Below are 23,422 nucleotides of genomic sequence, written 5' to 3' on the forward strand. Positions count from 1 at the left end.
GTTAAGAGGTTTTAATATATCTGTTTATGCAGATTTAGTGTTGTTTAAAAGCGCTTTCTGATTTGTGCGGCGTGCTTATGGAGAAATGGAATGTTTGACATGATCGGAAACCAGGTTGCGTTCGAATGGCTGGGGCTTGGGAAAGAATCCGCTCTGGGCAGTGCCGTTCAGTTTTTTGTGATGGATACCCTGAAAATTTTTGTCATGCTGGTGGTGATTATTTATTTGATGGGGCTGTTACGGGCCTTTGTCTCGACCGAAAAGGTGCGTGAAGTCGTGGCCGGCAAGCCGAAGTGGCTGGGCCGTTCGTTGGCGATTGGGCTGGGCGGTGTGACGCCGTTCTGTTCCTGTTCTTCCGTGCCGTTGTTCATCGGTTTTGTGGAAGCGCGTATTCCGCTGGGCATCACCTTCGCGTTTTTGATTGCCAGCCCGATGATTAACGAAGTGGCGGTGGTGTTGCTGATCGGCATTCTCGGCTGGGAAGTGGCGTTGTTGTATGTGTTGGCCGGCGTGGTAGTGGCTTATGTCGGCTCGATGGTGATGGAATGGTTCAAACCGGAGCGCTGGGTGGAAGCCTATGTCTGGGACATTAAAATGCGTCAGGTGCAGGAAGCTCAGGCACAAAGCGGCGGCTTTTCGCAACGGCATGCATTCGCGTGGAACGAAGTGAAAGTCATCGTCAAACGCATTTGGCTTTGGGTCTTTGCCGGTATCGGTATCGGGGCGGCTTTTCACGGTTATGTGCCGCAGGCCTGGATCGAATCCACTTTGGCCGATGCGGGCCACTGGTGGAGTGTGCCCGCGGCCGTGCTGGTCGGTGTGCCGCTGTATTCGAATGCGACCGGAGTGATTCCGATTATCGAGGCCATGTTGAATAAAGGCGTGCCCATCGGCACCAGTTTGGCGCTGATGATGAGTATTGCCACCTTGTCGCTGCCGGAATTGCTGATTTTGCGAAAAGTGATTCGCTGGCCGGCGCTGGCCGTGTTCGCCGGTGTCTTGACGGTGGCGTTTATTTTGGTCGGTTATGGCTTTAACGCCGCTTTTACGGTGTGACCGAAGTTTGGTTGATTTTAGCCAGGCCTGGGCGATTTAGAGAGTGTTGAATGATTAGGAGAGTGAAACAATGAAAGGGAACTTAATGGTGCGGATGATGACGTTGATGGTGTTGTTGGCGATTGCGTTGGCGCACGCCACCGGGCAAACCGATTTGACGCGCTGGAATTGGCTGTGGCTAGCGGTGTTTGCCGCAGGGATGGGCTTGCAGGCGACTTTCACGGGCTGGTGTCCGTCGAATCTGGTGGGCAAGCTGTCGAAAACCGGCGAATGCTGTCCCAGCGGGAGTTGTGATACTTCTGGCTCAAAGGCGTCTTCCAAATCAGCAGCGGCGTTGGATGAGACGCCGTGTTGCGGAGGTGATACAGGTGCGGATGAATCATCGGTGCAAACCACGGCCTGTGGTGCGACCTATGATGACAATGCCAAGGTGGTGAAAGTGCTGGGCAGTGGTTGCGCCAATTGCGAAACCACCGCGAGATTGATTCAGGCGGTGGCCGAAGAGAAAGGCGTGGCCATTGAGTTGGAAAAGGTGGAAGACATCGCCGAAATCGCCGGTTACGGTGTGATGAGCACGCCAGGCGTGGTCATTGACGAAGTGGTGGTGCATACCGGCAGCGTACCGGATCGGCAACGTATCGCCAGCTGGTTTTAATCAAATCGTCATTTCTGGATGACGGCAAAGCCGTAAACTCGAAACGGATTGAAATTGAGGAGACAAAAGATGGTCAAGGTGGCAATCAACGGATTCGGACGCATGGGCCGCTTGGCCTTGCGTGAGGCCTACGACTGGCCGGATGTGGAATTTGTGCACATCAATGAGACGGCGACCGATGCTGAAGGCTCGGCGCATTTGCTGCATTTTGATTCGGCGCATGGACGCTGGTGGCATGACGCCGAAGCGGAGGACGGCGGCATTCGGGTGGAGGAATCGCTGATCGGTTACTCCTCGAATGAGGCGGTGGCCGACACGCCTTGGGGCGAGCTGGGCGTGGATGTGGTGATTGAGGCCACCGGGCGATTCCGTACGCGTGAAAGTTTGCAGCCGTATTTCGACCAGGGCGTTAAGCAAGTGATTGTCGCCGCACCGATGCAGGAAGGGGTGAAAAACATCGTCATGGGCATCAACGATGCGGTGTTTTCACCAGGCCTGGACCCGATTATCACGGCGGCTTCCTGCACCACCAACTGCATTGCGCCGGTGATTAAGGTGATGCACGAACAAATCGGCATCAAGCACGGCACCATCACCACCATGCACGACCGCACCAACACGCAGAAGGTGGTGGATCACGGCCATAAGGATTTGCGCCGCGCGCGTGCCTCGTTTGAATCGCTGATTCCAACCTCCACCGGGTCGGCCAAAGCTATCGGCACGATTTTTCCGGAACTCAACGGCAAGCTGAACGGTTTGGCGGTTCGGGTGCCGTTTATGAATGCCTCTTTGACGGACTTGGTGTTGGAGATGCAACGGGAAACCTCGGTGGACGAAGTTAACCGGATGTTGAAAGCGGCTTCGGAAACCTATTTGGACGGTATTCTCGGCTACGAAGAACGCCCATTGGTGTCGGTGGATTATGAAGGCGAAAGCTGTTCGTCGGTGATTGATGCGCCTTCCACGATGGTGGTGAACGGCACTCAAGTGAAGCTGCTGGCTTGGTACGACAATGAGATCGGCTATGTCACTCGCATGATGGAACTGGCGGTGAAGGTCGGGGATCTGAATCAGCGGGTGGCAGAGCAGGAGTAAGACGGATGGCGATGTCTTTGAAACAACAATACGGCTTGATTACCGCGAATTATTGGGCCTTTACCATCACCGACGGCGCTTTGCGTATGTTGGTGTTGTTGTTTTTCTACCAGTTGGGTTACAGCCCGCTGGAAATTGCCATGCTGTTTTTGTTCTATGAGTTTTTCGGCATTGTTACCAATTTGTTTGGCGGTTGGTTGGGCGCTCGTCTGGGCCTGAATGTGACCATGAACATCGGTCTGGGTTTGCAGGTCATCGCCTTGATGATGTTGGCGGTGTCGCCGGAATGGTTGTCGGTGGCTTATGTGATGGCGGCGCAGGCCTTGTCCGGCATTGCCAAAGACCTCAATAAAATGTCGGCGAAAAGTGCGATTAAAAGTCTGGCACCGGATACGGACGGGCAGTTATATCGTTGGGTGTCGGTGCTGACCGGTTCGAAAAACGCCTTGAAAGGGGTTGGCTTTTTTATCGGTGCCGTGTTGCTGGGCGCGGTGGGCTTTCAGTATGCGTTGTTCGTGTTGGTGATGTTGATTCTGGTGCCGCTGTTCTTTTCGATTATTTATCTGGACGGGCAATTGGGCAAGGCGCAAAACAAACCGAAATTCCAGGAAATGTTTTCCAAGTCGCCGGCCATTAACTGGTTGTCCGGCGCGCGCTTCTTTTTGTTCGGCGCACGCGATGTGTGGTTTGTGGTGGCTTTGCCGGTGTATCTGCAAGGCGTGTTGCAATGGTCGCACACCGAAGTGGGCACCTTTATGGCGCTGTGGATTATCGGTTATGGCGTGGTGCAGGCGACCACACCGAAATGGACCGGGTTGAAAAAGGGGCGCGACGCCGACCAAGAACACAACCCGACGCGCACCACGGCGATGAAACTGGCCTTGGCCTTAGCCGTTGTGCCCGCGCTGATGGCGGCGACCTTGTCCTATTCACCGCAAGTGATTTTGGTGGGCGGTTTACTGGTGTTCGGGGTGGTGTTTGCCTTGAACTCGGCGGTGCATTCGTATTTGATTGTGTCGTATGCCGATGCGGACGGCACTTCTAAAGACGTCGGTTTCTACTATATGGCCAATGCCGCCGGGCGGTTGGCGGGCACGGTATTATCCGGCTGGGTGTATCAGGTGTCGGGTATGGAAATGACGTTATGGTTGTCGGCGTTGATGGTGTTGTCGGCCGGGCTGTTGGTGCTGAAAGCGCAGCCGATGCCAAAAACCGCATAAAAGGGCGCATAAAGTCGTTAGAATAGGGCAATATGAACTTTGCCCAGGCCTGGCGAAAATGCTTAAACGGCCTTGGCTGGAAAATGGTCTGGAAATAAGGAGCTGTCGCATTGACTGCCATGCTAAAAGACGCCGTTTTGATTACCGGAGCCGGGCAGCGCATCGGCTTGTATCTGGCGAAACAATTTTTGGCGCAAGGCCAAGTGGTGGTCTTTACGTACCGCACCGAACGTCCGGCGGTGGATGAGCTGAAAGCGCAGGGCGCTTTGGGGTTTCAAGTGGATTTCACCGATTCCGCTTCTTTGAACACCTTCTTACAATGTTTGCCGCAGCAGGTCGCGAGCTTGCGTGCGGTGGTTCACAATGCATCGCTCTGGGCGACCGATGTGCAAGTGGACGCCAACCCGGGCTTGCTGGCCGATTTGCTGGCGGTGCATGTGGAAGCGCCGTATCGAATCAACCAGGCCTGCCGCCCGTTACTGGAAAAAACGTCCGCGGCCACGGCGGATATTGTGGCGTTGACGGATGTGAAAGTGGCAGACGGCCATGCCGATTATGCAGCTTATCTGGCGTCGAAGGCGGGTTTGGCCTCCTTGACCCAATCGTTTGCCCAGGCGTTTGCGCCGCACATTAAAGTCAATAACATTGCACCCGGCCTGGTGATTTTTCATCCTGAAGATTCCGACGCGTATCGCCAGAAGCGTTTGGCGGAAAGCGCCATTCCGGTGGAACCGGGCGAGGCATCGATTTGGCAAGCGGTGCGATTTCTGATGGACAGCCCGAATGCTACGGGCTCGACCGTGTCACTCGGGCAGAAAAAAGCGTAACGCCGTTTCGTTTAACGCGCTTGTCGAACGTCGGTGGAATGCCTTTTAATGCTTCGCGCCTTGCGCACGGGTCAGCTTGGCTTGCAATTCCCGTTCGGCCTGCGCGGCCGCTTCGTCAAAACCGTCTCTTTCCGGCCAGCCTTTGGTCTGTTGCAAAATTACTTCCATTAAGGCGCTGGTGTGATCGTCGCGGTCGTTCAACGCCGGGATGTAGCTGAAGGTTTCGCCACCGGCTTCTTCGAAATACTCGCGGTTTTCCTGGTCGATTTCTTCGATGGTTTCCAAACAATCGGCGGAGAAGCCCGGGCAGATGACTTGCAGGTGTTTGACGCCTTTGGCCGGTAAGCCTTTCAAGGTGGCGTCGGTGTAAGGCTTGACCCATTCCTCTTTCCCGAACAGCGACTGGAAGGTGACCATGTAATCGTCCGGGCCAATACCGAGTTCTTCGGCCACCAGTCGTGAGGTGGCGCGGCATTCGCATGGGTAAGGGTCGCCATTATCGAAATAACGTTTCGGGATGCCGTGGTATGACATCACCAGTAAATCCGGTTTGCCGTGCTTTTCCTGGTGTTCGCGGATGCTGTTCGCCAGCGCTTTGATGTAGCCGGGATGCTTATGGTAGTTGCGCACAAAGCGCATTTCCGGAATCCAGCGCCAGGTTTGCAGTTCGGCGGTGACAGCGTCGAAGGTGGAGGCGGTGGTGGCACCGGCGTATTGTGGATACAGCGGCAACACAATCAGGCGTTGCACATTGCGTTCCTGTAAGGATTTGAGTGCATCGGCAATCGACGGATTGCCGTAACGCATGCCCAGCGCAAATTCAACGCGACCGCTAAAATGGCCGCGCACCTTTTCTTCGATGTCGGCTAACTGACGGTTGCTGATGTCCAATAAAGGCGAGCCTTCGCCGTAATGTCCCCAAACTTCTTCATAGGCTTCCGCCGATTTCGCCGGGCGGGTGTTCAGAATGATGAGGTTCAGAATCAATTTCCATAACCAGCGCGCCGGTGGCGGTTCCACGACGCGGGGATCCATCAGGAATTCTTTTAAATAGGGTTTCAGCGCTTCTTTGGTGGGGGCGTCGGGTGTGCCCAGGTTGGTGATCAGAACGCCGACAGCGGGTTCCGAACCGTGTTGGTAAGCGGTGTAGTTTTTGTATTCCATAAGGGGTCCTGTACTGGTTCCGGATAAGGGCTTGCGCCATTTTAGACCGATTTTACCGTCAGGTAAACGGCGCGACGGTTTCCTTTCGCTTGGGAAGGATGTCAGTCGATGAGAAAAGAGTATAATTGAATTGTAGTGGTTGTACAATATTGTATATGTTTTGTATAACATATCATTCTTGGAATGATTTTGTCATATTGTAAGGAGCCGATTATGCCGACGTCGACGTCATTGCCCGCTTCCGGGGAACACTTTCCGAGATTGAAAATTGCCGTGTCCGACTGCTTGCGGGGAACGGAATGCCGTTATAACGGTGGTCATGCTCAGGACGACTTTATCAATCAGGCTTTGGCGAAATACGCCGACTTTTTGCCGTTCTGCCCGGAAGCGCCGGTGCTGGGGACACCAAGAGAGACCATTCGGCTGGTGAATGTCGACGGTACGATTCGTGTGCGTGGCACGCGCACCGAGCAGGATGTGACCGAGGGCATTCAACGTTATAACGACAAAATGGTGCCGAAGCTGTTGCAGCAAGGGGTTGACGGCGCCGTGGTGAAGTCGCGTTCACCCACTTGCGGGCTGGAACGCATCAAGATTTATCGTCCGAGCGGGGAATGGTTCGGTTCGCAAGATAAAATGGGCCAGGGGTTGTTTACCGCGGAATTGCAACGTCAGTCACCTGAATTGGCGGTGGAGGAAGAAGGCCGTTTGCAGGATGCCTGGTTGCGGGAAAACTTTATGATGCGGGTCTTCACCACCGCGCGCTGGCGTGAGTTCATGTCGGGGCATCCTTCGGTGGTGGATTTTCAGGCCTTTCATCGTGATCATAAATATCTGCTGTTGTCGAAGTCTGAATCGATTTATCGGGAGATGGGGCCGATTGTGGCGGAGACCACTCAGGAAAACCTGGCGGATTGTTTGAAAGCGTATGAAACCAAATTGCATGCGTTATTGGCACACCGCTCCAAGCGCGGCAGTGTGATTAATGTGCTGGACCATCTTTACGGCTACTTCAAAAAACAGCTGACCGAACAGGAAAAGACACATTATCGGGAAACGGTTGAGGAGTTCCGCAATGGTATTGTGCCGTTGATTGCGGTGATTAAGGTGTTGCAGCAGTTCTTGAGTCATTATGGTTCCGACTATCTGGAAACACAGGTGTTTTTCCAGCCTTATCCGGCGGAGTTGGCTTTGCGGTCCGAAATCACTGCTTATCGTTAGAGGGTATTCAGCGGTTAAGCTGTTGTTCTGTGGCTTTTTTACGACACTTTTGACTTTTTTCGGAAATACGAAAAATTAATAAGAATTTCTATGGATTTTCCTTATAATGAAATTTCCTAAGTTTTTGACAAGTTTAAATTTTTTAAATTTCAGTCAGGGTTTGGGAGTTGTTTTATTTGTTAGAAAGGAAAAAGCATGTCAGATTTAGTTACAGGCAAAGTTAAGTGGTTCAACGATGAGAAAGGCTTCGGCTTCATCGAGCAAGAGGGCGGAAAGGATGTGTTCGTTCACTTCTCAGCCATTAACGGAACCGGCCGCAAGACATTGGCCGAAGGTCAATCGGTTACCATGGAAGTGACGCAAGGTCAGAAAGGACCACAAGCAGAGAACGTTACCGCCGTATAATCTCTGTTTTACATTCTTAAGCCCTTTTATTGGTTCTCAATACGAGGGTTTTTTTGTGCCCGCATTTCAGCGTCCGGTTACTCTTCCCCCATTTTCAAAAGCATTTTATTGTCCCGTTATTAAGAAGACGTACAGTCTGCTAAGGGCCTTTCCATAAAGCGCCTCTCTTTTATATTCACTCTCTTATACATTTATATAACTGTCTATATAACGAGACTGTCGATATTTTAATCGTCAAACGGTCGGTATACCTTTTTGGGTGTTTCATTTTCGTTTTAACCGACCTTATATAAGTCATCATCATTTGTTTTTTTCGACGTTTCTTCTTTCAAGCCCTGTCTAACCGGGCGGTCTCGCTATTCATTTCCTTCTCCTTAATCTTTGGTTCAGTCCGGCATTTCGTTACGTTAAAAATATTTTCATAAAATGAACAAAAAGTTCTTGAAATGAAAATGAAGAAGTCTTAATATATGAATCAAAGTTTCTCGGGGGGAAATAATGCAGCAAAATTCATATGTTTTAACCATCTCATGCCCGGATCGTGTGGGAATCGTCGCCAAAGTGTCGACTTTTTTGGCGGAAAACGATTGCATGATCGCCGAGGCGAATCATCACGCGGATAGACACACCGGTCAGTTTTTTATGCGTAACGAAATCACCGACATCCAAATGGATGAAACGGCGTTTCGCGAAGCCTTTTCCAAAATCGCCGACGAATTCGACATGAAGTGGCAGTTGACGGCCTCAAGCCGTAAAAAACGAGTGTTGATTATGGTGAGTAAGCAGGATCACTGTCTGGCGGATTTGTTGTATCGCTGGAGCAGTGGCGAAATCGACTGCGAGATTCCGTGCGTGATTTCCAACCATTTGGATATGAAAGGCTTGGTCGAATGGTACGGCATTCCGTATCTGCATATTCCGGTGACGCCTGAGAACAAACCGCAGGTGTTTGACGAGGTCGTCAACTGGGTGGATCACTATCAAGCGGATACCATCGTGTTGGCGCGTTACATGCAAATCATTCCGCCGGCGTTATGCCAAAAATACCCAGGCCAGATTATCAATATCCACCACAGTTTCCTGCCGTCGTTTATCGGGGCCAAGCCTTATCATCAAGCGTACGAGCGCGGGGTGAAGCTGATTGGGGCGACTTGTCATTATGTCACCGAAGATCTGGATGCCGGACCGATTATCGAGCAGGACGTGGCGCGCGTGTCGCACAGCGAGTCCGCCGAAGAGATGGTGGTGCTCGGGAAAGATGTTGAAAAGAATGTATTGGCACGCGGCTTGAAGTACCACTTGCAAGACCGAGTGTTGGTTTACGGCAATAAAACCGTTGTGTTCGCTTAGGAGACTTGAATGCCACTCAGATTACTGAAATACGCCTGGAAAAAATCGGAAGACGAACCGCGTTTTTTCCCGGAAGAAAAGCCGCTGAAAAAGGCTTATGACGTCGTGATTATCGGCGGCGGCGGTCATGGAATGGCCTGTGCTTATTACCTGGCTAAAGAACACGGTATCACCAATGTGGCGGTTTTGGAGCAGGGGTATATCGGCGGCGGAAACACAGGTCGTAATACCACCATCGTACGCTCGAATTACCTGACGTCTGAAGGGGTTAAGTTCTACGACGAAAGCCTGAAATTGTTCGAGGATTTGAGCGACGATTTCGATTTGAACATCTTCTATTCGACGCGTGGCCATTTTACCTTGGCGCACACCGATAGTGCGATGCGCACCATGAGATGGCGTGCAGAGGTGAATAAACATCACGGCATCGACAGTGAAGTCGTCGATGTGGATACCATCAAAAAAGAAGTGCCTTACATGGACATGTCCTGTAACGGTCAGCATCCGGTGATGGGCGCTTTGTACCATGCACCGGGTTCGGTGGCGCGTCATGATGCGGTGGCCTGGGGGTATGCCCGAGGCGCGCAAATGCGTGGGGTGGAAATTCATCAGAAAACCCAGGTGACGGATATTAAAACCAAAGGCGGCAAGGTTGTCGGCGTGGAAACGGACAAAGGGTTTGTCGAGGCCAAGAAAGTGATTTCGATGGTGGCAGGTTCCACGCCACGCATCACCGAAATGCTGGACATTAAAACCCCGATTGAGATTTTCCCGTTGCAGGCCTGCGTGACCGAACCGGTGAAGCCGTTTATGGACACGATTGTGGTATCCGGCAGTTTGCACGTTTACGTCAGTCAGTCGTCGCGCGGTGAGTTGGTCATGGGGGCGTCGGTGGATCCGGCGGAATTGCATTCGACCCGATCGACCCTGGATTTTGTGGAAGGTCTGACCGACCAGATGATGGATTTGTTCCCGTTCACCAGTCGCTTGAAAATCATGCGTCAGTGGGCCGGGATGAGTGATATCACACCGGATTTCGCACCGATTATGGGTAAAACCGATGTGGAAGGGTTCTATCTGGATGCCGGTTGGGGAACCTGGGGCTTTAAAGCGACACCGGTCAGCGGAAAAACCATGGCGCATACCGTGGCCACCGATTCGACACACGAATTGATCAAGCCGTTCAGTCTGGATCGCTACGCCAAGTTTGAGTTGGTGGGTGAGAAAGGCGCGGCGTCGGTCGGTCACTAAGGAGACAGTATGAAATTTGTTACGTGTCCAAGTTTGGGAAGAAGAGCCTTGAGTGAGTTCACTTACGGTGGGCGACTTGAACGTGAACCGGATCAGGAAGCCGTGTCGGAAAAAGAATGGGCGGATTATGTTTTCTACCATAACGGCGCGCCGCAAACCCAGACCGAATGGTGGTATCACCGTCCGACGGGAATCTGGTTTTTATTTGAACGAAATACGTTGACCGATCAAATCACACAGGTCGATTTTGCGAATAAAGGAATTGCACATGAAGCTTAGACTCGCGCCACAGCCATTGGAATGGATTGATCGCAAAGCGTCGGTTACCTTCGAATTCGAAGGTAAACCGGTCAAAGGTTTCAAGGGAGATGTGATCAGTAGCGCTTTATGGGCCGAGGGCACGAAAGTGTTGGGCCGCAGTTTTAAATACCACCGTCGTCGCGGCGTGATGAGTTTGGCCAACCACGACGTCAATGCTTTGTTTCAGGCCGAGGACAGACCGAATGTCCGCGGTGATGTGGTGGCGCCGGAAAATGGCATGTCACTGACCGCTGTCAACACCTTTGGCTCTTTGGCGAACGACAAGGGTGCATTGGTGGAGTTAATCGGAAAGTTTCTGCCGGTCGGTTTCTACTATAAAGCCTTTTATTCGCCGAAATTTCTGTTCCCGAAATGGGAGCGTTTGATTCGTGAAATGGCAGGCCTGGGCAAAGTGGATACTCGCTGGACTGAAGAGCGTAAGCCAAAGCGTTATCGTCATTGTGACGTCGCGGTCATCGGCGCCGGGCCTTCGGGGATGGCGGCGGCCATTCAAGCGGCCAAGCAAGGCGTGGATGTCTGTTTGATTGACGAAAATCCACACATCGGCGGTTCGTTGGATTATCAGTTTGTGAACGAAAGTGCGCAGACATTGAACCGCCATTACTTGAAAGAAACCATCGAATCCACACCGAATATCCATGTAATCACATCGGCCTATGTGGCCGGGTATTACGGCGACCATTGGTTGTCGATCAATACCAATGACGGTTTGATTAAATTGTCGGCGCAGTCCGTGGTGGTCGCCACGGGCGTGTTCGAGCAACCGGCGGTGTTCCGTAATAATGATTTACCGGGGGTGATGAATGCTTCCGCCGCGCAACGTCTGATGACGCGTTATGCCGTCGCCCCTTGTACCGAATCGGTGGTGCTGACCGCTAATGCCGAAGGCTATCGTGCCGCGCTCGACTTGCATCAGAACGGTTTGGTGGTGAAGGCGATTATCGATACCGGGCGCACCGAAGGCGAGTGGGTCGAGCAAGCCAAACAGGCCGGCATGGTGGTGTATGAAAACGCGGAAATGGTCGAAGCGCTGGGGCGCAAACAACTGGAAGGGGTGATTTTCAAAACCAACGGCACGGAAAAACGTTTGTTGTGTGACGGCTTGTTGATGAGCGTGGGCTGGGCACCGGCCGGCGCACCTTTGTATCAGGCGGGCGCTAAATTCGGTTACAACGCCACCGTGGAGCAGTTGTTGCCGGTGACCTTGCCGGAAGGTGTGTTCGCGTGCGGCCGCATCAACGGTGTTTACGACATTGAAAACCGGATTAAGGACGGTGAACAAGCTGGGCTGGCGGCGGCTTTATATATGAAAGGCCAGGCATTGCCGGAAGTTGAAGATTACCGTGCCACAGCCGCGCATTCGCATCCGTACCCGATTTGGGCGCATCCGAAAGGCAAAGAGTTTGTCGACTTCGATGAAGATATTCAGATCAAGGATTTGAAAGGGGCGATTGCGCAAGGGTTCGACAATATCGAGTTGATGAAACGTTTCTCAACCATCGGTATGGGGCCAAGCCAAGGCAAACACAGCAATATGAACGGCATCCGCATGTTGGCGAAACTGACGGGGAAAACCATCGACCAAACCGGTTCCACGACCGCGAGACCGATGTTTCACCCAACACCGGTTTCGCACTTGGGTGGGATGCGTTTCCGTCCGGAGCGTTTGACGCCGATCCATCCGTTTCACGAAGAAGAAAATGCCTGTTTTATGGAAGCCGGTAACTGGTTGAGACCGGAATATTATCCAACCGAAATGACCCGTGAAACCTCGATTCAGGCTGAAGTCGAAGCGGTACGGAATTCCGTCGGGTTGATTGACGTTTCGACGCTGGGCAAGCTGGATGTTTTCGGACGGGATGCCGGGGAGTTGATGGACCGACTGTACACCATGCGCATGTCGAATATGGCGATTGGCGCCAGCCGTTATGCCTTGATGGTGGACGATTCCGGAGTGGTCATCGACGATGGTGTCGCGATTCGCTATTCCGACGAACATTTTTATGTGACCACCACGACGTCAACGTCGGATTCGGCCTACCGCTTGATTCAGAAAAAAGTCATCGAGTGGGGCTTGAAGGTCACGGTATTGAACCGCACCGGGCAGATTGGTGCCATGAACCTGGCCGGTCCGAACAGCCGCAAGATTCTGGAAAAGCTTTGTGATATTGATTTATCGACGGAAGCCTTCCCGTATCTGGCGATGCGCCAAGGCAAAATGCTGGGGTTGGATGTCACCTTGATTCGGGTCGGTTTCGTGGGCGAATTGGGGTATGAAATCCATACCGATTCGCAATCGGCATTGACCATTTGGAAGGCGCTGATGAGTGCCGGTCAAGCCTATGGTATCAAGCCGTTCGGTGTGGAAGCGCAACGACTGCTTCGTTTGGAGAAAGGCCACATCATTGTCGGCCAGGATACCGATGGCTTGACCAACCCGTTCGAGGCCAATATGCCATGGGCGGTGCATTTCAAAAAACCGTATTTCCTTGGCAAACCGAGTTTGGTGAGATTGAAAGAAACCAAGATGCGTACCTTGGTTGGGTTCGAATTGTTGTCTGACAACCCGAACGACCAGCCGCTGGAATCAAACCTTGTGATTGAAGCCGACGAGATGATTGGGCGTGTGACCAGTATCGGTAGCAGTGCCACACTGAAAAAGGTCATCGGTTTGGCGATGATTTCAACCGATTATTCAATGGCGAATAATGTGCTGAGCATCAAATTGACCGACGGTCGATTTGTGAAGGCAAAAGTGGTTAAAACCCCTTTCTATGATCCGGAAGGGTTAATGCAAAAACCGGACGAAACAGCAGAAGGAGACGCGGCATGAGTTTACAGATTACACCGAAGACAATGCCGACTCTAATGCATTTTCGCGGGGAAGGCCTTAATGATGTTTTGGCTTCCTTCGGGGCGTCAGGCCTGGAGGTTTTTCAATATCAATCGGTGGCGAAAGACCAATTCGTCGCCAAATTGGGTGAAGAAGAACTCTATGTCTGCGTTGAACAACCGTTGGAGGCTGTATCCGAAAACAACCAATATGCATTCCAAAGAGGGGATGCGATTTTTGAACTGTCGGGCAACTGGAAAGCTTTGATGTCGGAAGTGTGTATTTACGACTTCCGTCAAAGTCAGCCGGGTGATTTCCTGATGGTCTCGATTGCGGGTGTCTCGGCCTGGCTGTTGGTTCCAGAAGCCGATGCACCGCTCATTCTTGGGTGTGATCCGACTTTTGGATACTACTTCCAGGAAACCTTGAGCCAGCAAATACAAAAATCCCCTTTTTTAAAAATGGAGTGCCAAGATGACGATTGAAGAAGCCAAAAAATTCCTTGAAGACAACCAGATTAAATACATTCTGGCCCAGTTTGTCGATATCCACGGTGTCGCCAAAACCAAGTCGGTTCCGGCCAGTTGCCTGGAGTCGATTGTGGAAGACGGTGCCGGGTTTGCCGGGTTCGCCGTTTGGGGCTTGGGCATGGAACCGCATGATGGCGATTATATGGCCAAAGCGGATTTAAGCACTTTGAGTATCGTCCCTTGGCAACCGGGGTATGCGCGTGTGGCCTGTACCGGTCACGTGCATGATAAGCCTTACGAATACGATACGCGCCACATCATGTTGAAACAAATCGAGCGTTTGAGCGAAAAAGGCTGGACCTTGAACACTGGGATCGAGCCGGAATTCAGCTTGCTGAAACGCAATGAAGACGGGCATTTGATGCCGTATGACGAAAGCGATACCTTGGACAAGCCATGTTACGACTATAAAGGGTTGTCGCGTTCCCGTGCGTTTTTGGAAAAATTCGTCGATTCCCTGCAGCAGGTCGGATTCGATGTTTATCAGATTGACCACGAAGACGCCAACGGTCAGTTCGAAATCAACTACACCTATTCCGACGCGAAAACTTCGGCAGACCGCATCACTTTTGTGCGCATGGCCGGCAGCGAAATCGCCAATGAAATGGGCATGATCTGCTCCTTCATGCCGAAACCGAACGCCAACCGCACCGGGAACGGGTTCCATTTCCACTTGTCGATTACCGATGACCAAGGAAATAACCTGTTCAAAGACGATTCCGACAAAAATAACATGGGATTGTCGGAACTGGCTTATGACTTCTTGGGCGGATTGATGCATCACGCGAAAGCGTTGTGTGCGTTTGCCGCGCCGACGGTGAACTCCTATAAGCGTCTGGTCGTCGGGCGTTCGCTGTCCGGCGCGACTTGGGCACCGGCGTTTATCAGTTACGGCGACAACAACCGTTCGGCGATGGTCCGCGTGCCTTACGGGCGTTTGGAATTCCGTTTGCCGGATACCGGGTGCAACCCGTATCTGGTGACCGCCGCCATCATTGCCGCCGGTTTGGACGGTGTGGCGAAAAAATTGAACCCAGGCGAGCCGCAAAACATCAACCACTACGGCTTGTCGTTGGATGAAATCAAGGCAAGAGGGATTGATACCCTGCCGCAATCCTTGTCGGAAGCCTTGGACGAGTTGGAAGAAGATTCGTTGTTCGTCGAACAGTTCGGCGAAAACTTCATGAAAGAATTCATTGATATCAAACGCATGGAATGGGTCGAATACCAGCGCCATGTGTCCGATTGGGAGTTAAACCGATATGCAGAATATTTTTAAGCCGCAGAGTATTTTTAAAGGAGAAGGCTCATGTGTGGAATTGTAGGGTTATATTTAAAAAACAGCGCACTTGAGAGTCAACTCGGCAAGCTGTTCGAGCCGATGCTGATTGCCATGACTGGGCGCGGACCGGACAGTGCCGGGTTCGCGATTTACGGGGACGAAGTGTCCGACGATATGATTAAGCTGACGCTGCAGCATGAAGATGAGCATTATCCTTGGCATATGTTGGCCGAAAAGCTTGAAGAAACCTATAGCACGCCGGTTTCGGTGATGCACAACGCCAATGCGGCGGTGCTGAAAATGAAAGCCGAAGAAGCGCCGGTACGTGAAACCATCGCTGAATTCGATTCGACTATCCGCATCATGAGCGTGGGGCGTTCCATTGAGATTTTGAAAGAAGTCGGCTTGCCGGAAAACATCGCCGAGCGTTTCAATTTGGCAGGCATGAAAGGGTCGCACATTGTGGGCCACACCCGTATGGCCACCGAAAGTGGCGTGACGATGGAAGGGTCGCATCCGTTTTCGACCGGGATGGATTTGTGCCTGGTGCACAACGGTTCCTTGTCGAACCATAACCGTTTGCGTGAAGAGCTGGAGCACAAAGGTATCCAGTTCGAAACCGAAAACGATTCCGAAGTGGCGGCCGGTTACCTGACCTGGCGTTTGCGTGAAGGCGCCAGCGTAAAAGAAGCGTTGGAAGGGGCCATTGAAGATTTGGACGGTTTTTTCACTTTTACGGTCGGAACCAAAGACGGGTTTGCGGTGGTGCGTGACCCAATCGCGTGTAAGCCGGCGGTCATGGCGGAAACGGACGATTACGTGGCCATGGCGTCTGAGTACCATGCGTTGTCCTCCTTGCCGGGCATCGAGAACGCTAAATTGTGGGAACCCGATCCAGGAAAAGTGTATTTCTGGGGTAAAGGCTGATTGAGAAACAAACGAGAGCTTTGCAGGAGGTGGATGCACGGATAAAAATGGCTAAAATTTCCCTGAATGTCGTTGAAAAACTGGCGAATAGCTCGCTATTCGCTGCGTTTTCCGCCTAATTCAGAAAAATTTTATCTCATTTTTCTATCGCGCCCCACTCATGCAAAGCTCTCAAAACGAATAAGAAAAAGGAATTGCCATGGAATTTGATTTGAAAACACAAACGGTCAGAGAGGTGAATCAAGCCTTGCATGATTTGCCGAAAGACAAAACCACGGAAGTGGTGGTGAACGGCATCAGTGGTGACCACAACCTGGCGGTCGGGATGGACCAGCCTGCGAAGATTACTTTGAACGGTCATGCCGGTTACTATTGCGCGGGCATGAACAAAGAAGCGGAAATCATCGTTAACGGTAACGCCGGTCAAGGCGTGGCGGAAAATATGATGTCCGGTAAGGTGCACGTCAAAGGCAATGCCAGCCAGTCGGCTGCAGCCACGGCACATGGCGGCCTGTTGGTGGTGGATGGCGATGCCGCCGCCCGTTGCGGTATTTCCATGAAAGGCGTCAACATCGTTGTGAAAGGCTCGGTCGGTCACATGAGTGCCTTTATGGGGCAGTCGGGTTGTTTGGTTGTCTGTGGTGACGCCGGTGAGGCGTTGGGGGATTCCTTGTATGAAGCCCATTTGTATGTCAAAGGTAAGGTCGAGTCCCTGGGCGCGGATTGCATTCAGAAAGAAATGCGTCCGGAGCACATCGAGGAACTGTCCGCATTGTTGAAAGAAGCCGGTAGTGATGAGGACCCGAACAGCTTTACCCGTTACGGTTCAGCTCGCCAGCTGTATACCTTTAAAGTCGATAACGCCTCGGCGTATTAAGGCATTAACCTAATTGCAAGGAGTCAGATATGACGATGAAACAACCTGGATTAATCGAATCCGCAACTTTTAGCCGTGACGTGATTCATGAAATTCAACGTGCGGCGGAAACGGGCATCTACGACATTCGCGGTTTCGGTGCGAAGCGTAAAGTACCGCATTTCGATGATTTATTGTTCTTGGGCGCCAGTATGTCGCGTTATCCGTTGGAAGGCTACCGTGAGAAATGCGGTACCGACGTGACCTTGGGCACGCGTTTCGCCAAGAACCCGATTAAGTTGGATATTCCGGTGACCATTGCCGGGATGAGTTTCGGTGCCTTGTCCGCCAATGCCAAAGAAGCTCTGGGACGCGGTGCCAACATGGTGGGCACCAGTACCACGACCGGTGACGGCGGGATGACGCCGGAAGAGCGTAAAACGTCCAAAACGCTAGTTTATCAATACTTGCCGTCTCGTTACGGGATGAACCCGGATGATTTGCGTAAGGCCGACGCCATTGAGGTGGTATTGGGGCAGGGCGCCAAGCCGGGCGGCGGTGGGATGCTGTTGGGGCAAAAAATTACCGACCGTGTCGCGCAGATGCGTAACCTGCCGAAAGGCATCGACCAACGCAGTGCCTGTCGTCACCCGGACTGGACCGGACCGGACGATTTGGCCATCAAGATTCAGGAATTGCGTGAAATCACCGATTGGCAAGTACCGATTTACATCAAAGTGGGTGCAACGCGTACTTACTACGACGTGAAGTTGGCGGTGAAAGCCGGTGCGGACGTCATCGTTGTCGATGGTATGCAAGGCGGTACGGCGGCGACGCAAGACGTCTTTATCGAGCACGTCGGGATTCCGACCATGGCGGCGATTCCACAGGCGGTTCGTGCCTTGCAGGAAATGGACATGCACCGTAAGGTTCAGTTGATTGTTTCCGGCGGGATTCGCAGTGGCGCCGATGTGGCGAAAGCCATGGCGTTGGGCGCGGACGCTGTCGCCATCGGAACGGCTGCATTGGTGGCGTTGGGCTGTAACCACCCGAAATGGGATGCCGAGTACCAAAAAATCGGTTCAGCGGCCGGTTTCTACGACGATTACCACGAAGGTAAATGCCCAGCGGGGATTTCCACGCAAGACACCGAATTGGCGGCGCGTCTGAATCCGGAAGAAGCTGGTAAGCGTTTGGCCAACTATCTGCAAGTGCTGACGATGGAAGCGCAAACGCTGGCGCGCGCCTGTGGTAAGTCCCACTTGCACAACCTGGAACCGGAAGATCTGGTGGCTTTGAATGTGGAAGCGGCGGCCATGGCCGGTGTGCCTTTGGCAGGAACAGGCTGGATTCCGGGTAAATCAAACTATTAAAGGTTGAGCCATGAGCGCAAAGATTATTGACGGTAAGGCTGTCTCAAAAGCGGTTCGCGACAAAATCAAAGATCAGGTCGATATGCGTTTGTCGCAGGGCTTGAGAGCGCCAGGCCTGGCCGTTATTCTGATTGGTGACGATCCGGCGTCGTCGGTTTACGTGAACAACAAGAAACGGGCGTGTGAGGAAGTGGGCTTCGTGTCCAAGTCCTGGCATTGGCCGTCTTCGACCACGCAAACCGAGCTATTGGATTTGATTCGCCAATTGAACGACGACAGTTCGATTGACGGGATTCTGGTTCAGTTGCCGTTACCGGAACACATCGATGCCGAAACCGTGATTGAAAACATCCATCCCGATAAGGATGTGGATGGTTTCCACCCGTATAACATCGGCCGTTTGACGGTGCGGATGCCGACCTTGCGTCCCTGTACGCCATACGGTTGCATGACGCTGTTGAACCATTACGGTTTGTCCGCCAAAGGCAAGCATGCGGTGATTGTCGGGGCTTCCAATATCGTGGGCCGCCCGATGTCGCTGGAGCTGTTGTTGGCCGGTGCGACAACCACGGTTTGCCACCGCTTCACGGCGGACTTGAAAACCCACGTCGCCATGGCCGACATCCTGGTGGTGGCGGTCGGTAAGCCGGGCTTTATTCCGGCGGATTGGTTGAAACCGGGCTGCATCGTTATCGATGTGGGCATCAACCGTTTGGAAGACGGCTCCCTGACTGGCGATGTCGATAAGGCGGCAATGGACGTGGCGGCGCATGTCACGCCAGTACCGGGTGGTGTGGGGCCGATGACCATTGCGACCCTGCTGGAAAACACCTTGATCGCTTGCGAGCGACATCAACTGTCTTAAAAATGATGGTTTCTTCATAAGCTTGTATTTTTCGTTTCGTTTGCCGTGTTAGCCATTTCATGAGTGTGGCGCACGGCTTTTTTGTTTTAGGCGGTTAGGATTTTTGATTAATATGTGTCTGATAAACAGGCAATGACTTGATAGGAGATGGGGCATGAATGTGGTGGTGTTAAAGCACGCGCCGTTTGAACGGCTCGGGCAAATCGAGGTATGGTTGCAGGCGAAATCGGCCTCGGTCGAAACCGTGGTTTTGTATGAACCCAACGTGCGTTATCCTGATTTGGCATCCACGGACCTGGTGATTGCATTAGGCGGTCCGATGAGCGTGAATGACGAGGTCAATTACCCTTGGTTGGTGGCGGAGAAGCAGTATATTCGCGATGTGATTGAAGCCGATATTCCGTTATTGGGCATTTGCCTGGGCGGGCAATTGATTGCCACGGCACTGGGCGCGAAAGTCACCGATAGCCCGGAAGTGGAAATCGGTTGGCATACCGTCTCGAATGTGAGCGACAATGCGACGGTTTTCCGCTTTCCGGACGCGCTGGAGATTTTCAACTGGCACGGTGAAACCTTTGCGTTGCCGGAAGGTGCCAAGCGTCTGATTGAAAGTAAAGTTTGTCCGAATCAAGGGTTCCAGCTTGGTGAACGCATCATCGGTTTGCAATGCCATCCGGAAGTGACGCCGATGATTATTCAAGAGTGGGTTGATGAAATCGGTGAGCAGATGACGGAAGGGGATTATGTTCAGCAACCCGACGTGATGTTGGCCGAACCGGAAGTTAAAATGCTGACGGTGCGGCCGGTATTGTTCGATTTGCTCGATTATCTGGTTCGGGACGCTTGAGGCGTTCTGTCGGAACTTCTTTAAATTTGTGATACATGGCGCTCGAGATTCCTCGGGCGTTTCTTGTTACTCGGCCGGGTGAATCTTCAAAACGCCGAGATTCGTCATTTGCCAGCCGGCTTTCTCATAAAACGCAATGGCGTTGGTGTTGTCTTTGTCATACACCAGTTGTGCTCTCGTGCAGCCCTGCTGTTCACACCAGTCCAGTATCGCGTTCAATAACAGTTTGCCGATCCCTTTGCCTTGATGGGTCGGGTGGACGATCAGATCTTCGATCCAGGCGGATTTGGCGCCTTCCGAAGTGGAATACACCCATTGTGCACTGCAGATGCCGATGACGTGGTTATTCGATTCGGCCACCAGATAACAGCAATCCTTGTTCTCGATGATGAAACCGATTCCTTTGACTTGCTTGTCGATATCGAAATCGAAATCGGCTTCCAGCGCGAATAAGGATTTGAGTAGGACGACCATTTCGGGAATGTCCTGAAAAGAGGCTTGTCTGATCTGCGTTGACATCTATTGTAGTTACCTTTTAAAAACACTTAATAAAAAATCCCGTTTTTATTAAGGGCTTTCAAAAATGAAAAAACCGCCGTATGAGAACGGCGGTTTTTCGTTTCTTTACATCTAAGTCGGACTTAGTTTTTCTGGTTGAATTCTGGGTAAGCTTCCATACCACATTCTTCAACGTCCAAGCCTTCTTGTTCTTGTTCTTCAGTTGGGCGTAGGCCAACCGCTTTCTTGATGATGTAAAGAACAATGAACGAAGCGATGAACATCCAAGCGAATGTTGCAACCGTACCGATCAACTGACCCATGAAAGTCGCGTCGGAGTTGCTGAACAATACCGCGAAGATACCCCAGATACCGGCGGTACCGTGAACGGAGATCGCACCGACTGGATCGTCAAGCTTCATTTTGTCCATACCGATGATGGAAAGTACCACGATGATACCACCGACCATACCGATGATCAGAGCTAGACCAGGTGTTGGCGCTAGCGGTTCAGCCGTGATGGATACCAGACCGGCCAAGGCACCGTTGATCGCCATGGTCAAGTCGGTCTTACCGAACATGAAGCGTCCCAACAATGCAGCGGCAATCATACCACCGGCAGCAGCCGCATTCGTGTTTACGAAGATCGCAGCAACGGCGTTCGCTTCGTCAACATTGGAGATCATCAGCTCAGAACCACCGTTGAACCCGAACCAGCCCATCCAAAGAATGAACATACCTAGGGTTGCCATCGGAAGGTTCGCACCTGGAATCGCACGGACTTCACCGTTAGGACCGTATTTACCAAGACGTGGTCCGACCAGGATTACAGCAGCCAAAGCGGCAGCGGCACCAGCCATGTGAACAACAACGGAACCAGCGAAGTCTTGGAAGCCTAGCTGATCCAACCAGCCGCCGCCCCATTTCCAGTAACCTTCCATAGGGTAGATGAACGCTGTCATGACAACTGCGAACACCAAGAAAGGCCAAAGCTTCATACGCTCAGCAATCGCACCGGAAACAATCGACATCGTCGCAGCCGCGAAAACCGCTTGGAAGATGAAGTCAGACATACCTGAGTAGTAAGGTGCACCGTCTCCGCCAGCGACTACGGCGTCAACCGCATTGTCCGCGCCCAACAGGAACGAGATGTTAGGTAGGTAAGCGCTGATTGGGTCGCCAGGGTACATGAAGTTATACCCGACAATCAGGTACATAGTACAGGCAACACTGTAAAGCAGTGCGTTTTTGGTTAAGATTTCAACCGTGTTCTTGCTGCGAACCAGACCGGCTTCCAGCATGGCAAACCCGGCGGCCATCCACATGACGAGCACGGCGCTCATCAAAAAGTAAAACGTATCCAGTGCATAGGATAGTTGTAAAAAATTTCCTTCCATAAAATTACTCCATGTTCACTTCTTTTATAAAGCGTCATCTCCCGTTTCAGCGGTACGAACTCTGATGACTTCTTCGATTGGCATGACAAAAATTTTGCCATCTCCCACTTTCCCGGTTCTGGCTGTTTCGGATATGCAAGCCACGACACTGTCGAGCGCATCGTCCGAAATCGCCAATTCAATCATAATCTTGGGTACATAAGAGATTTCGTATTCTGCACCGCGATAGATTTCCTTTTGTCCTTTTTGACGACCATAACCCTTCACTTCCGTTGTGGTCAGTCCGTAGCTTCCTAAATCGGAAAGCGCGTCACGGACATCATTCAACTTGTAAGGATTAATGATCGCTTTCACTAACTTCATATGCGACCTCCCCTGAACGAGAAACTAAAAAGAACCAAATTACCTTTGATAGCAAAGGTAATTTGGTTAAGTTTTTTTAGGTATGGAACAAATACCTGCGAGGAAGAAAGGAAGTTTAGTACCAAGAATTAAATTGTATTTAATTTCAAGGTATTAGTTTTAATCTGAAAGGAATTTGAGATGAAATCGGAAAGTTGTTGCACCGGGTTGGAAACGGAGTTTTTTATTCTGGTGCACTCTGGTTGTAGTAGATGATGTTGAGAAATTTAATCGGCACTTGCAGTAATTCTTCCGGTCCGTGGGAGATTTGTGCGTTGTAGGTCAAGGAGTCGCCCGGCTTCATGTGATAGGTCTGTTTGCCGTGACGATAGATCATTTCACCTTCCAACAGATACATGAACACCGAACCTTCGTGCGCAAAGGTCGGGAAGATCTCGCTTTTGTTATCCAAGGAAATTAAGAAAGGCTCGAAGGTTTTGTGAGGGCCCGAGTCGTAAGCCAGCAGGTGATAAGTGTGCCCGACTTTGGTGCCGCGACGAACCACCTCAAGCGCTTCTTCCGCTTTCACCAGTTGAGCGCCTCCTTCCTCCGAATCGAATTCCTTGAAGAACGCCGAAATCGGCACGCCGAGCGCGCGTGAGATTTTCAACAACGAGTCCAGACTTGGGGACACCTGTCCGTTTTCAATCTTGCTCAACATCCCACGGCTGACGCCGGACTGCTCGGAAATTTCCGCGATGGTCAGGCCTTGTTTTTTACGAACGTTATTGATGATTTTGCCGATGTAGAGGTCAAGGGATTGATTGTCTTTTGCGCTCATTGAATCTGTCTTTTCTTGGAGGTAATGGCGATATTATACCCAATCTGGCACGCTAGAAAACTAAGTAATTTTTTATAGCACGGCTAGGGGAGAGTATGGCCGAATGCGTTATTGATGGATAAGAAAGGCTGTGTAATGGCGCGCCCGAAGGGATTCGAACCCCAGACCTTTGCCTCCGGAGGGCAACGCTCTATCCAGCTGAGCTACGGGCGCGTTTGGGAAGTGTTTTTGAAACGCGCTCATTATAAGGGTTTCGTCAGCGTATT

23 protein-coding genes and 1 tRNA gene are annotated in these 23,422 nt (G+C 51.8%); 18 read left to right on the forward strand and 6 right to left on the reverse strand.

Features of this window, described 5'->3' with window-relative positions:
* Positions 1 to 90 precede the first annotated feature (90 nt).
* The 5 genes from AYJ59_RS03795 (at position 91) to folM (ending at position 4,853) form a co-directional block, all read left to right on the forward strand.
* Positions 91 to 1,056, forward strand: coding sequence for a permease (locus tag AYJ59_RS03795; protein ID WP_127119275.1), 966 nt, complete (start codon positions 91 to 93; stop codon positions 1,054 to 1,056).
* A 70-nt stretch (positions 1,057 to 1,126) separates the two neighbouring features.
* Positions 1,127 to 1,711 carry an MTH895/ArsE family thioredoxin-like protein gene (locus AYJ59_RS03800; protein WP_127119276.1) on the forward strand — a complete coding sequence of 195 codons (585 nt, stop codon included), beginning with the start codon at positions 1,127 to 1,129 and terminating at the stop codon, positions 1,709 to 1,711.
* Between the two features lie 69 nt (positions 1,712 to 1,780).
* A complete protein-coding gene (locus tag AYJ59_RS03805; RefSeq protein ID WP_127119277.1) occupies positions 1,781 to 2,806 on the forward strand; it encodes an ArsJ-associated glyceraldehyde-3-phosphate dehydrogenase in 1,026 nt (341 codons plus the stop codon).
* An 11-nt stretch (positions 2,807 to 2,817) separates the two neighbouring features.
* A complete protein-coding gene (gene arsJ, locus AYJ59_RS03810; RefSeq protein WP_127120365.1) occupies positions 2,818 to 4,026 on the forward strand; it encodes an organoarsenical effux MFS transporter ArsJ in 1,209 nt (402 codons plus the stop codon).
* A 119-nt stretch (positions 4,027 to 4,145) separates the two neighbouring features.
* A complete protein-coding gene (folM, locus tag AYJ59_RS03815) occupies positions 4,146 to 4,853 on the forward strand; it encodes a dihydromonapterin reductase (RefSeq protein WP_127120366.1) in 708 nt (235 codons plus the stop codon).
* Between the two features lie 45 nt (positions 4,854 to 4,898).
* On the opposite strand, the gene hemH is transcribed toward folM, so the two are convergent.
* Positions 4,899 to 6,017: a ferrochelatase gene (gene hemH, locus AYJ59_RS03820; RefSeq protein ID WP_127119278.1), complete on the reverse strand. Its 1,119-nt coding sequence runs from the start codon at positions 6,015 to 6,017 to the stop codon at positions 4,899 to 4,901.
* Between the two features lie 213 nt (positions 6,018 to 6,230).
* Between hemH and AYJ59_RS03825 the strand changes: the two genes are divergently transcribed.
* From AYJ59_RS03825 to AYJ59_RS03885, 13 genes are all read left to right on the forward strand, one after another.
* Positions 6,231 to 7,238 (forward strand): YbgA family protein, encoded by a 1,008-nt coding sequence (locus AYJ59_RS03825; protein WP_127119279.1) that lies wholly within the window; start codon positions 6,231 to 6,233, stop codon positions 7,236 to 7,238.
* Between the two features lie 195 nt (positions 7,239 to 7,433).
* Positions 7,434 to 7,643 carry a cold-shock protein gene (locus AYJ59_RS03830; protein ID WP_029938814.1) on the forward strand — a complete coding sequence of 70 codons (210 nt, stop codon included), beginning with the start codon at positions 7,434 to 7,436 and terminating at the stop codon, positions 7,641 to 7,643.
* Positions 7,644 to 8,141: 498 nt separating this feature from the next.
* Positions 8,142 to 8,993 (forward strand): formyltetrahydrofolate deformylase, encoded by an 852-nt coding sequence (purU, locus tag AYJ59_RS03835; RefSeq protein ID WP_029938813.1) that lies wholly within the window; start codon positions 8,142 to 8,144, stop codon positions 8,991 to 8,993.
* 9 nt (positions 8,994 to 9,002) lie between these two features.
* A complete protein-coding gene (locus AYJ59_RS03840) occupies positions 9,003 to 10,244 on the forward strand; it encodes an FAD-dependent oxidoreductase (RefSeq protein ID WP_029938812.1) in 1,242 nt (413 codons plus the stop codon).
* A 9-nt stretch (positions 10,245 to 10,253) separates the two neighbouring features.
* Positions 10,254 to 10,523 (forward strand): sarcosine oxidase subunit delta, encoded by a 270-nt coding sequence (locus tag AYJ59_RS03845; RefSeq protein ID WP_127119280.1) that lies wholly within the window; start codon positions 10,254 to 10,256, stop codon positions 10,521 to 10,523.
* On the forward strand, positions 10,513 to 13,398 hold the full coding sequence (locus tag AYJ59_RS03850) for a 2Fe-2S iron-sulfur cluster-binding protein (protein WP_127119281.1): 2,886 nt from the start codon (positions 10,513 to 10,515) through the stop codon (positions 13,396 to 13,398). Before AYJ59_RS03845 ends, AYJ59_RS03850 begins: the two co-directional genes overlap by 11 nt.
* Positions 13,395 to 13,883, forward strand: a complete 489-nt coding sequence (locus AYJ59_RS03855; protein WP_127119282.1) for a hypothetical protein — start codon at positions 13,395 to 13,397, stop codon at positions 13,881 to 13,883. Before AYJ59_RS03850 ends, AYJ59_RS03855 begins: the two co-directional genes overlap by 4 nt.
* Complete coding sequence (gene glnT, locus AYJ59_RS03860) at positions 13,873 to 15,207, forward strand: type III glutamate--ammonia ligase (protein ID WP_127119283.1); 1,335 nt, start codon at positions 13,873 to 13,875, stop codon at positions 15,205 to 15,207. The genes AYJ59_RS03855 and glnT overlap by 11 nt, the downstream gene beginning before the upstream one ends.
* Positions 15,208 to 15,237: 30 nt before the next feature.
* A complete protein-coding gene (locus AYJ59_RS03865; protein ID WP_127119284.1) occupies positions 15,238 to 16,137 on the forward strand; it encodes a class II glutamine amidotransferase in 900 nt (299 codons plus the stop codon).
* Between the two features lie 199 nt (positions 16,138 to 16,336).
* A complete protein-coding gene (locus AYJ59_RS03870; RefSeq protein WP_127119285.1) occupies positions 16,337 to 17,014 on the forward strand; it encodes a protein glxC in 678 nt (225 codons plus the stop codon).
* A 29-nt stretch (positions 17,015 to 17,043) separates the two neighbouring features.
* A complete protein-coding gene (locus AYJ59_RS03875) occupies positions 17,044 to 18,366 on the forward strand; it encodes an FMN-binding glutamate synthase family protein (protein WP_029938805.1) in 1,323 nt (440 codons plus the stop codon).
* A 10-nt stretch (positions 18,367 to 18,376) separates the two neighbouring features.
* Positions 18,377 to 19,231, forward strand: coding sequence for a bifunctional methylenetetrahydrofolate dehydrogenase/methenyltetrahydrofolate cyclohydrolase FolD (gene folD / locus AYJ59_RS03880; RefSeq protein ID WP_029938804.1), 855 nt, complete (start codon positions 18,377 to 18,379; stop codon positions 19,229 to 19,231).
* A gap of 154 nt (positions 19,232 to 19,385) precedes the next feature.
* Positions 19,386 to 20,078 (forward strand): type 1 glutamine amidotransferase, encoded by a 693-nt coding sequence (locus tag AYJ59_RS03885; RefSeq protein WP_127119286.1) that lies wholly within the window; start codon positions 19,386 to 19,388, stop codon positions 20,076 to 20,078.
* A 66-nt stretch (positions 20,079 to 20,144) separates the two neighbouring features.
* On the opposite strand, the gene AYJ59_RS03890 is transcribed toward AYJ59_RS03885, so the two are convergent.
* The 5 genes from AYJ59_RS03890 to AYJ59_RS03910 form a co-directional block, all read right to left on the reverse strand.
* Positions 20,145 to 20,597 (reverse strand): GNAT family N-acetyltransferase, encoded by a 453-nt coding sequence (locus tag AYJ59_RS03890; RefSeq protein ID WP_029938802.1) that lies wholly within the window; start codon positions 20,595 to 20,597, stop codon positions 20,145 to 20,147.
* A gap of 122 nt (positions 20,598 to 20,719) precedes the next feature.
* The gene (locus AYJ59_RS03895; protein ID WP_029938801.1) at positions 20,720 to 21,973 is read right to left on the reverse strand and encodes an ammonium transporter; all 1,254 of its coding nucleotides are present in this window, start codon (positions 21,971 to 21,973) and stop codon (positions 20,720 to 20,722) included.
* Between the two features lie 24 nt (positions 21,974 to 21,997).
* On the reverse strand, positions 21,998 to 22,336 hold the full coding sequence (locus AYJ59_RS03900; protein WP_029938800.1) for a P-II family nitrogen regulator: 339 nt from the start codon (positions 22,334 to 22,336) through the stop codon (positions 21,998 to 22,000).
* A gap of 223 nt (positions 22,337 to 22,559) precedes the next feature.
* Positions 22,560 to 23,156 (reverse strand): helix-turn-helix domain-containing protein, encoded by a 597-nt coding sequence (locus AYJ59_RS03905; RefSeq protein ID WP_029938799.1) that lies wholly within the window; start codon positions 23,154 to 23,156, stop codon positions 22,560 to 22,562.
* A gap of 136 nt (positions 23,157 to 23,292) precedes the next feature.
* Positions 23,293 to 23,369: transfer RNA gene (locus AYJ59_RS03910), tRNA-Arg, on the reverse strand.
* Positions 23,370 to 23,422 lie beyond the last annotated feature (53 nt).

Origin of the sequence: Thiomicrospira sp. S5, assembly GCF_003991075.1 — a bacterium.
GTDB lineage: Bacteria > Pseudomonadota > Gammaproteobacteria > Thiomicrospirales > Thiomicrospiraceae > Hydrogenovibrio > Hydrogenovibrio thermophilus.

Excerpts from the sequence above, each read along its gene's own strand:
- AYJ59_RS03795 (WP_127119275.1), top strand. The coding sequence starts at position 91 with ATGTTTGACATGATCGGAAACCAGGTTGCGTTCGAATGGCTGGGGCTT.
- AYJ59_RS03800 (WP_127119276.1), top strand. The coding sequence starts at position 1,127 with ATGAAAGGGAACTTAATGGTGCGGATGATGACGTTGATGGTGTTGTTG.
- AYJ59_RS03805 (WP_127119277.1), top strand. The coding sequence starts at position 1,781 with ATGGTCAAGGTGGCAATCAACGGATTCGGACGCATGGGCCGCTTGGCC.
- arsJ (WP_127120365.1), top strand. The coding sequence starts at position 2,818 with ATGTCTTTGAAACAACAATACGGCTTGATTACCGCGAATTATTGGGCC.
- folM (WP_127120366.1), top strand. The coding sequence starts at position 4,146 with ATGCTAAAAGACGCCGTTTTGATTACCGGAGCCGGGCAGCGCATCGGC.
- hemH (WP_127119278.1), bottom strand. The coding sequence starts at position 6,017 with ATGGAATACAAAAACTACACCGCTTACCAACACGGTTCGGAACCCGCT.
- AYJ59_RS03825 (WP_127119279.1), top strand. The coding sequence starts at position 6,231 with ATGCCGACGTCGACGTCATTGCCCGCTTCCGGGGAACACTTTCCGAGA.
- AYJ59_RS03830 (WP_029938814.1), top strand. The coding sequence starts at position 7,434 with ATGTCAGATTTAGTTACAGGCAAAGTTAAGTGGTTCAACGATGAGAAA.
- purU (WP_029938813.1), top strand. The coding sequence starts at position 8,142 with ATGCAGCAAAATTCATATGTTTTAACCATCTCATGCCCGGATCGTGTG.
- AYJ59_RS03840 (WP_029938812.1), top strand. The coding sequence starts at position 9,003 with ATGCCACTCAGATTACTGAAATACGCCTGGAAAAAATCGGAAGACGAA.
- AYJ59_RS03845 (WP_127119280.1), top strand. The coding sequence starts at position 10,254 with ATGAAATTTGTTACGTGTCCAAGTTTGGGAAGAAGAGCCTTGAGTGAG.
- AYJ59_RS03850 (WP_127119281.1), top strand. The coding sequence starts at position 10,513 with ATGAAGCTTAGACTCGCGCCACAGCCATTGGAATGGATTGATCGCAAA.
- AYJ59_RS03855 (WP_127119282.1), top strand. The coding sequence starts at position 13,395 with ATGAGTTTACAGATTACACCGAAGACAATGCCGACTCTAATGCATTTT.
- glnT (WP_127119283.1), top strand. The coding sequence starts at position 13,873 with ATGACGATTGAAGAAGCCAAAAAATTCCTTGAAGACAACCAGATTAAA.
- AYJ59_RS03865 (WP_127119284.1), top strand. The coding sequence starts at position 15,238 with ATGTGTGGAATTGTAGGGTTATATTTAAAAAACAGCGCACTTGAGAGT.
- AYJ59_RS03870 (WP_127119285.1), top strand. The coding sequence starts at position 16,337 with ATGGAATTTGATTTGAAAACACAAACGGTCAGAGAGGTGAATCAAGCC.
- AYJ59_RS03875 (WP_029938805.1), top strand. The coding sequence starts at position 17,044 with ATGACGATGAAACAACCTGGATTAATCGAATCCGCAACTTTTAGCCGT.
- folD (WP_029938804.1), top strand. The coding sequence starts at position 18,377 with ATGAGCGCAAAGATTATTGACGGTAAGGCTGTCTCAAAAGCGGTTCGC.
- AYJ59_RS03885 (WP_127119286.1), top strand. The coding sequence starts at position 19,386 with ATGAATGTGGTGGTGTTAAAGCACGCGCCGTTTGAACGGCTCGGGCAA.
- AYJ59_RS03890 (WP_029938802.1), bottom strand. The coding sequence starts at position 20,597 with ATGTCAACGCAGATCAGACAAGCCTCTTTTCAGGACATTCCCGAAATG.
- AYJ59_RS03895 (WP_029938801.1), bottom strand. The coding sequence starts at position 21,973 with ATGGAAGGAAATTTTTTACAACTATCCTATGCACTGGATACGTTTTAC.
- AYJ59_RS03900 (WP_029938800.1), bottom strand. The coding sequence starts at position 22,336 with ATGAAGTTAGTGAAAGCGATCATTAATCCTTACAAGTTGAATGATGTC.
- AYJ59_RS03905 (WP_029938799.1), bottom strand. The coding sequence starts at position 23,156 with ATGAGCGCAAAAGACAATCAATCCCTTGACCTCTACATCGGCAAAATC.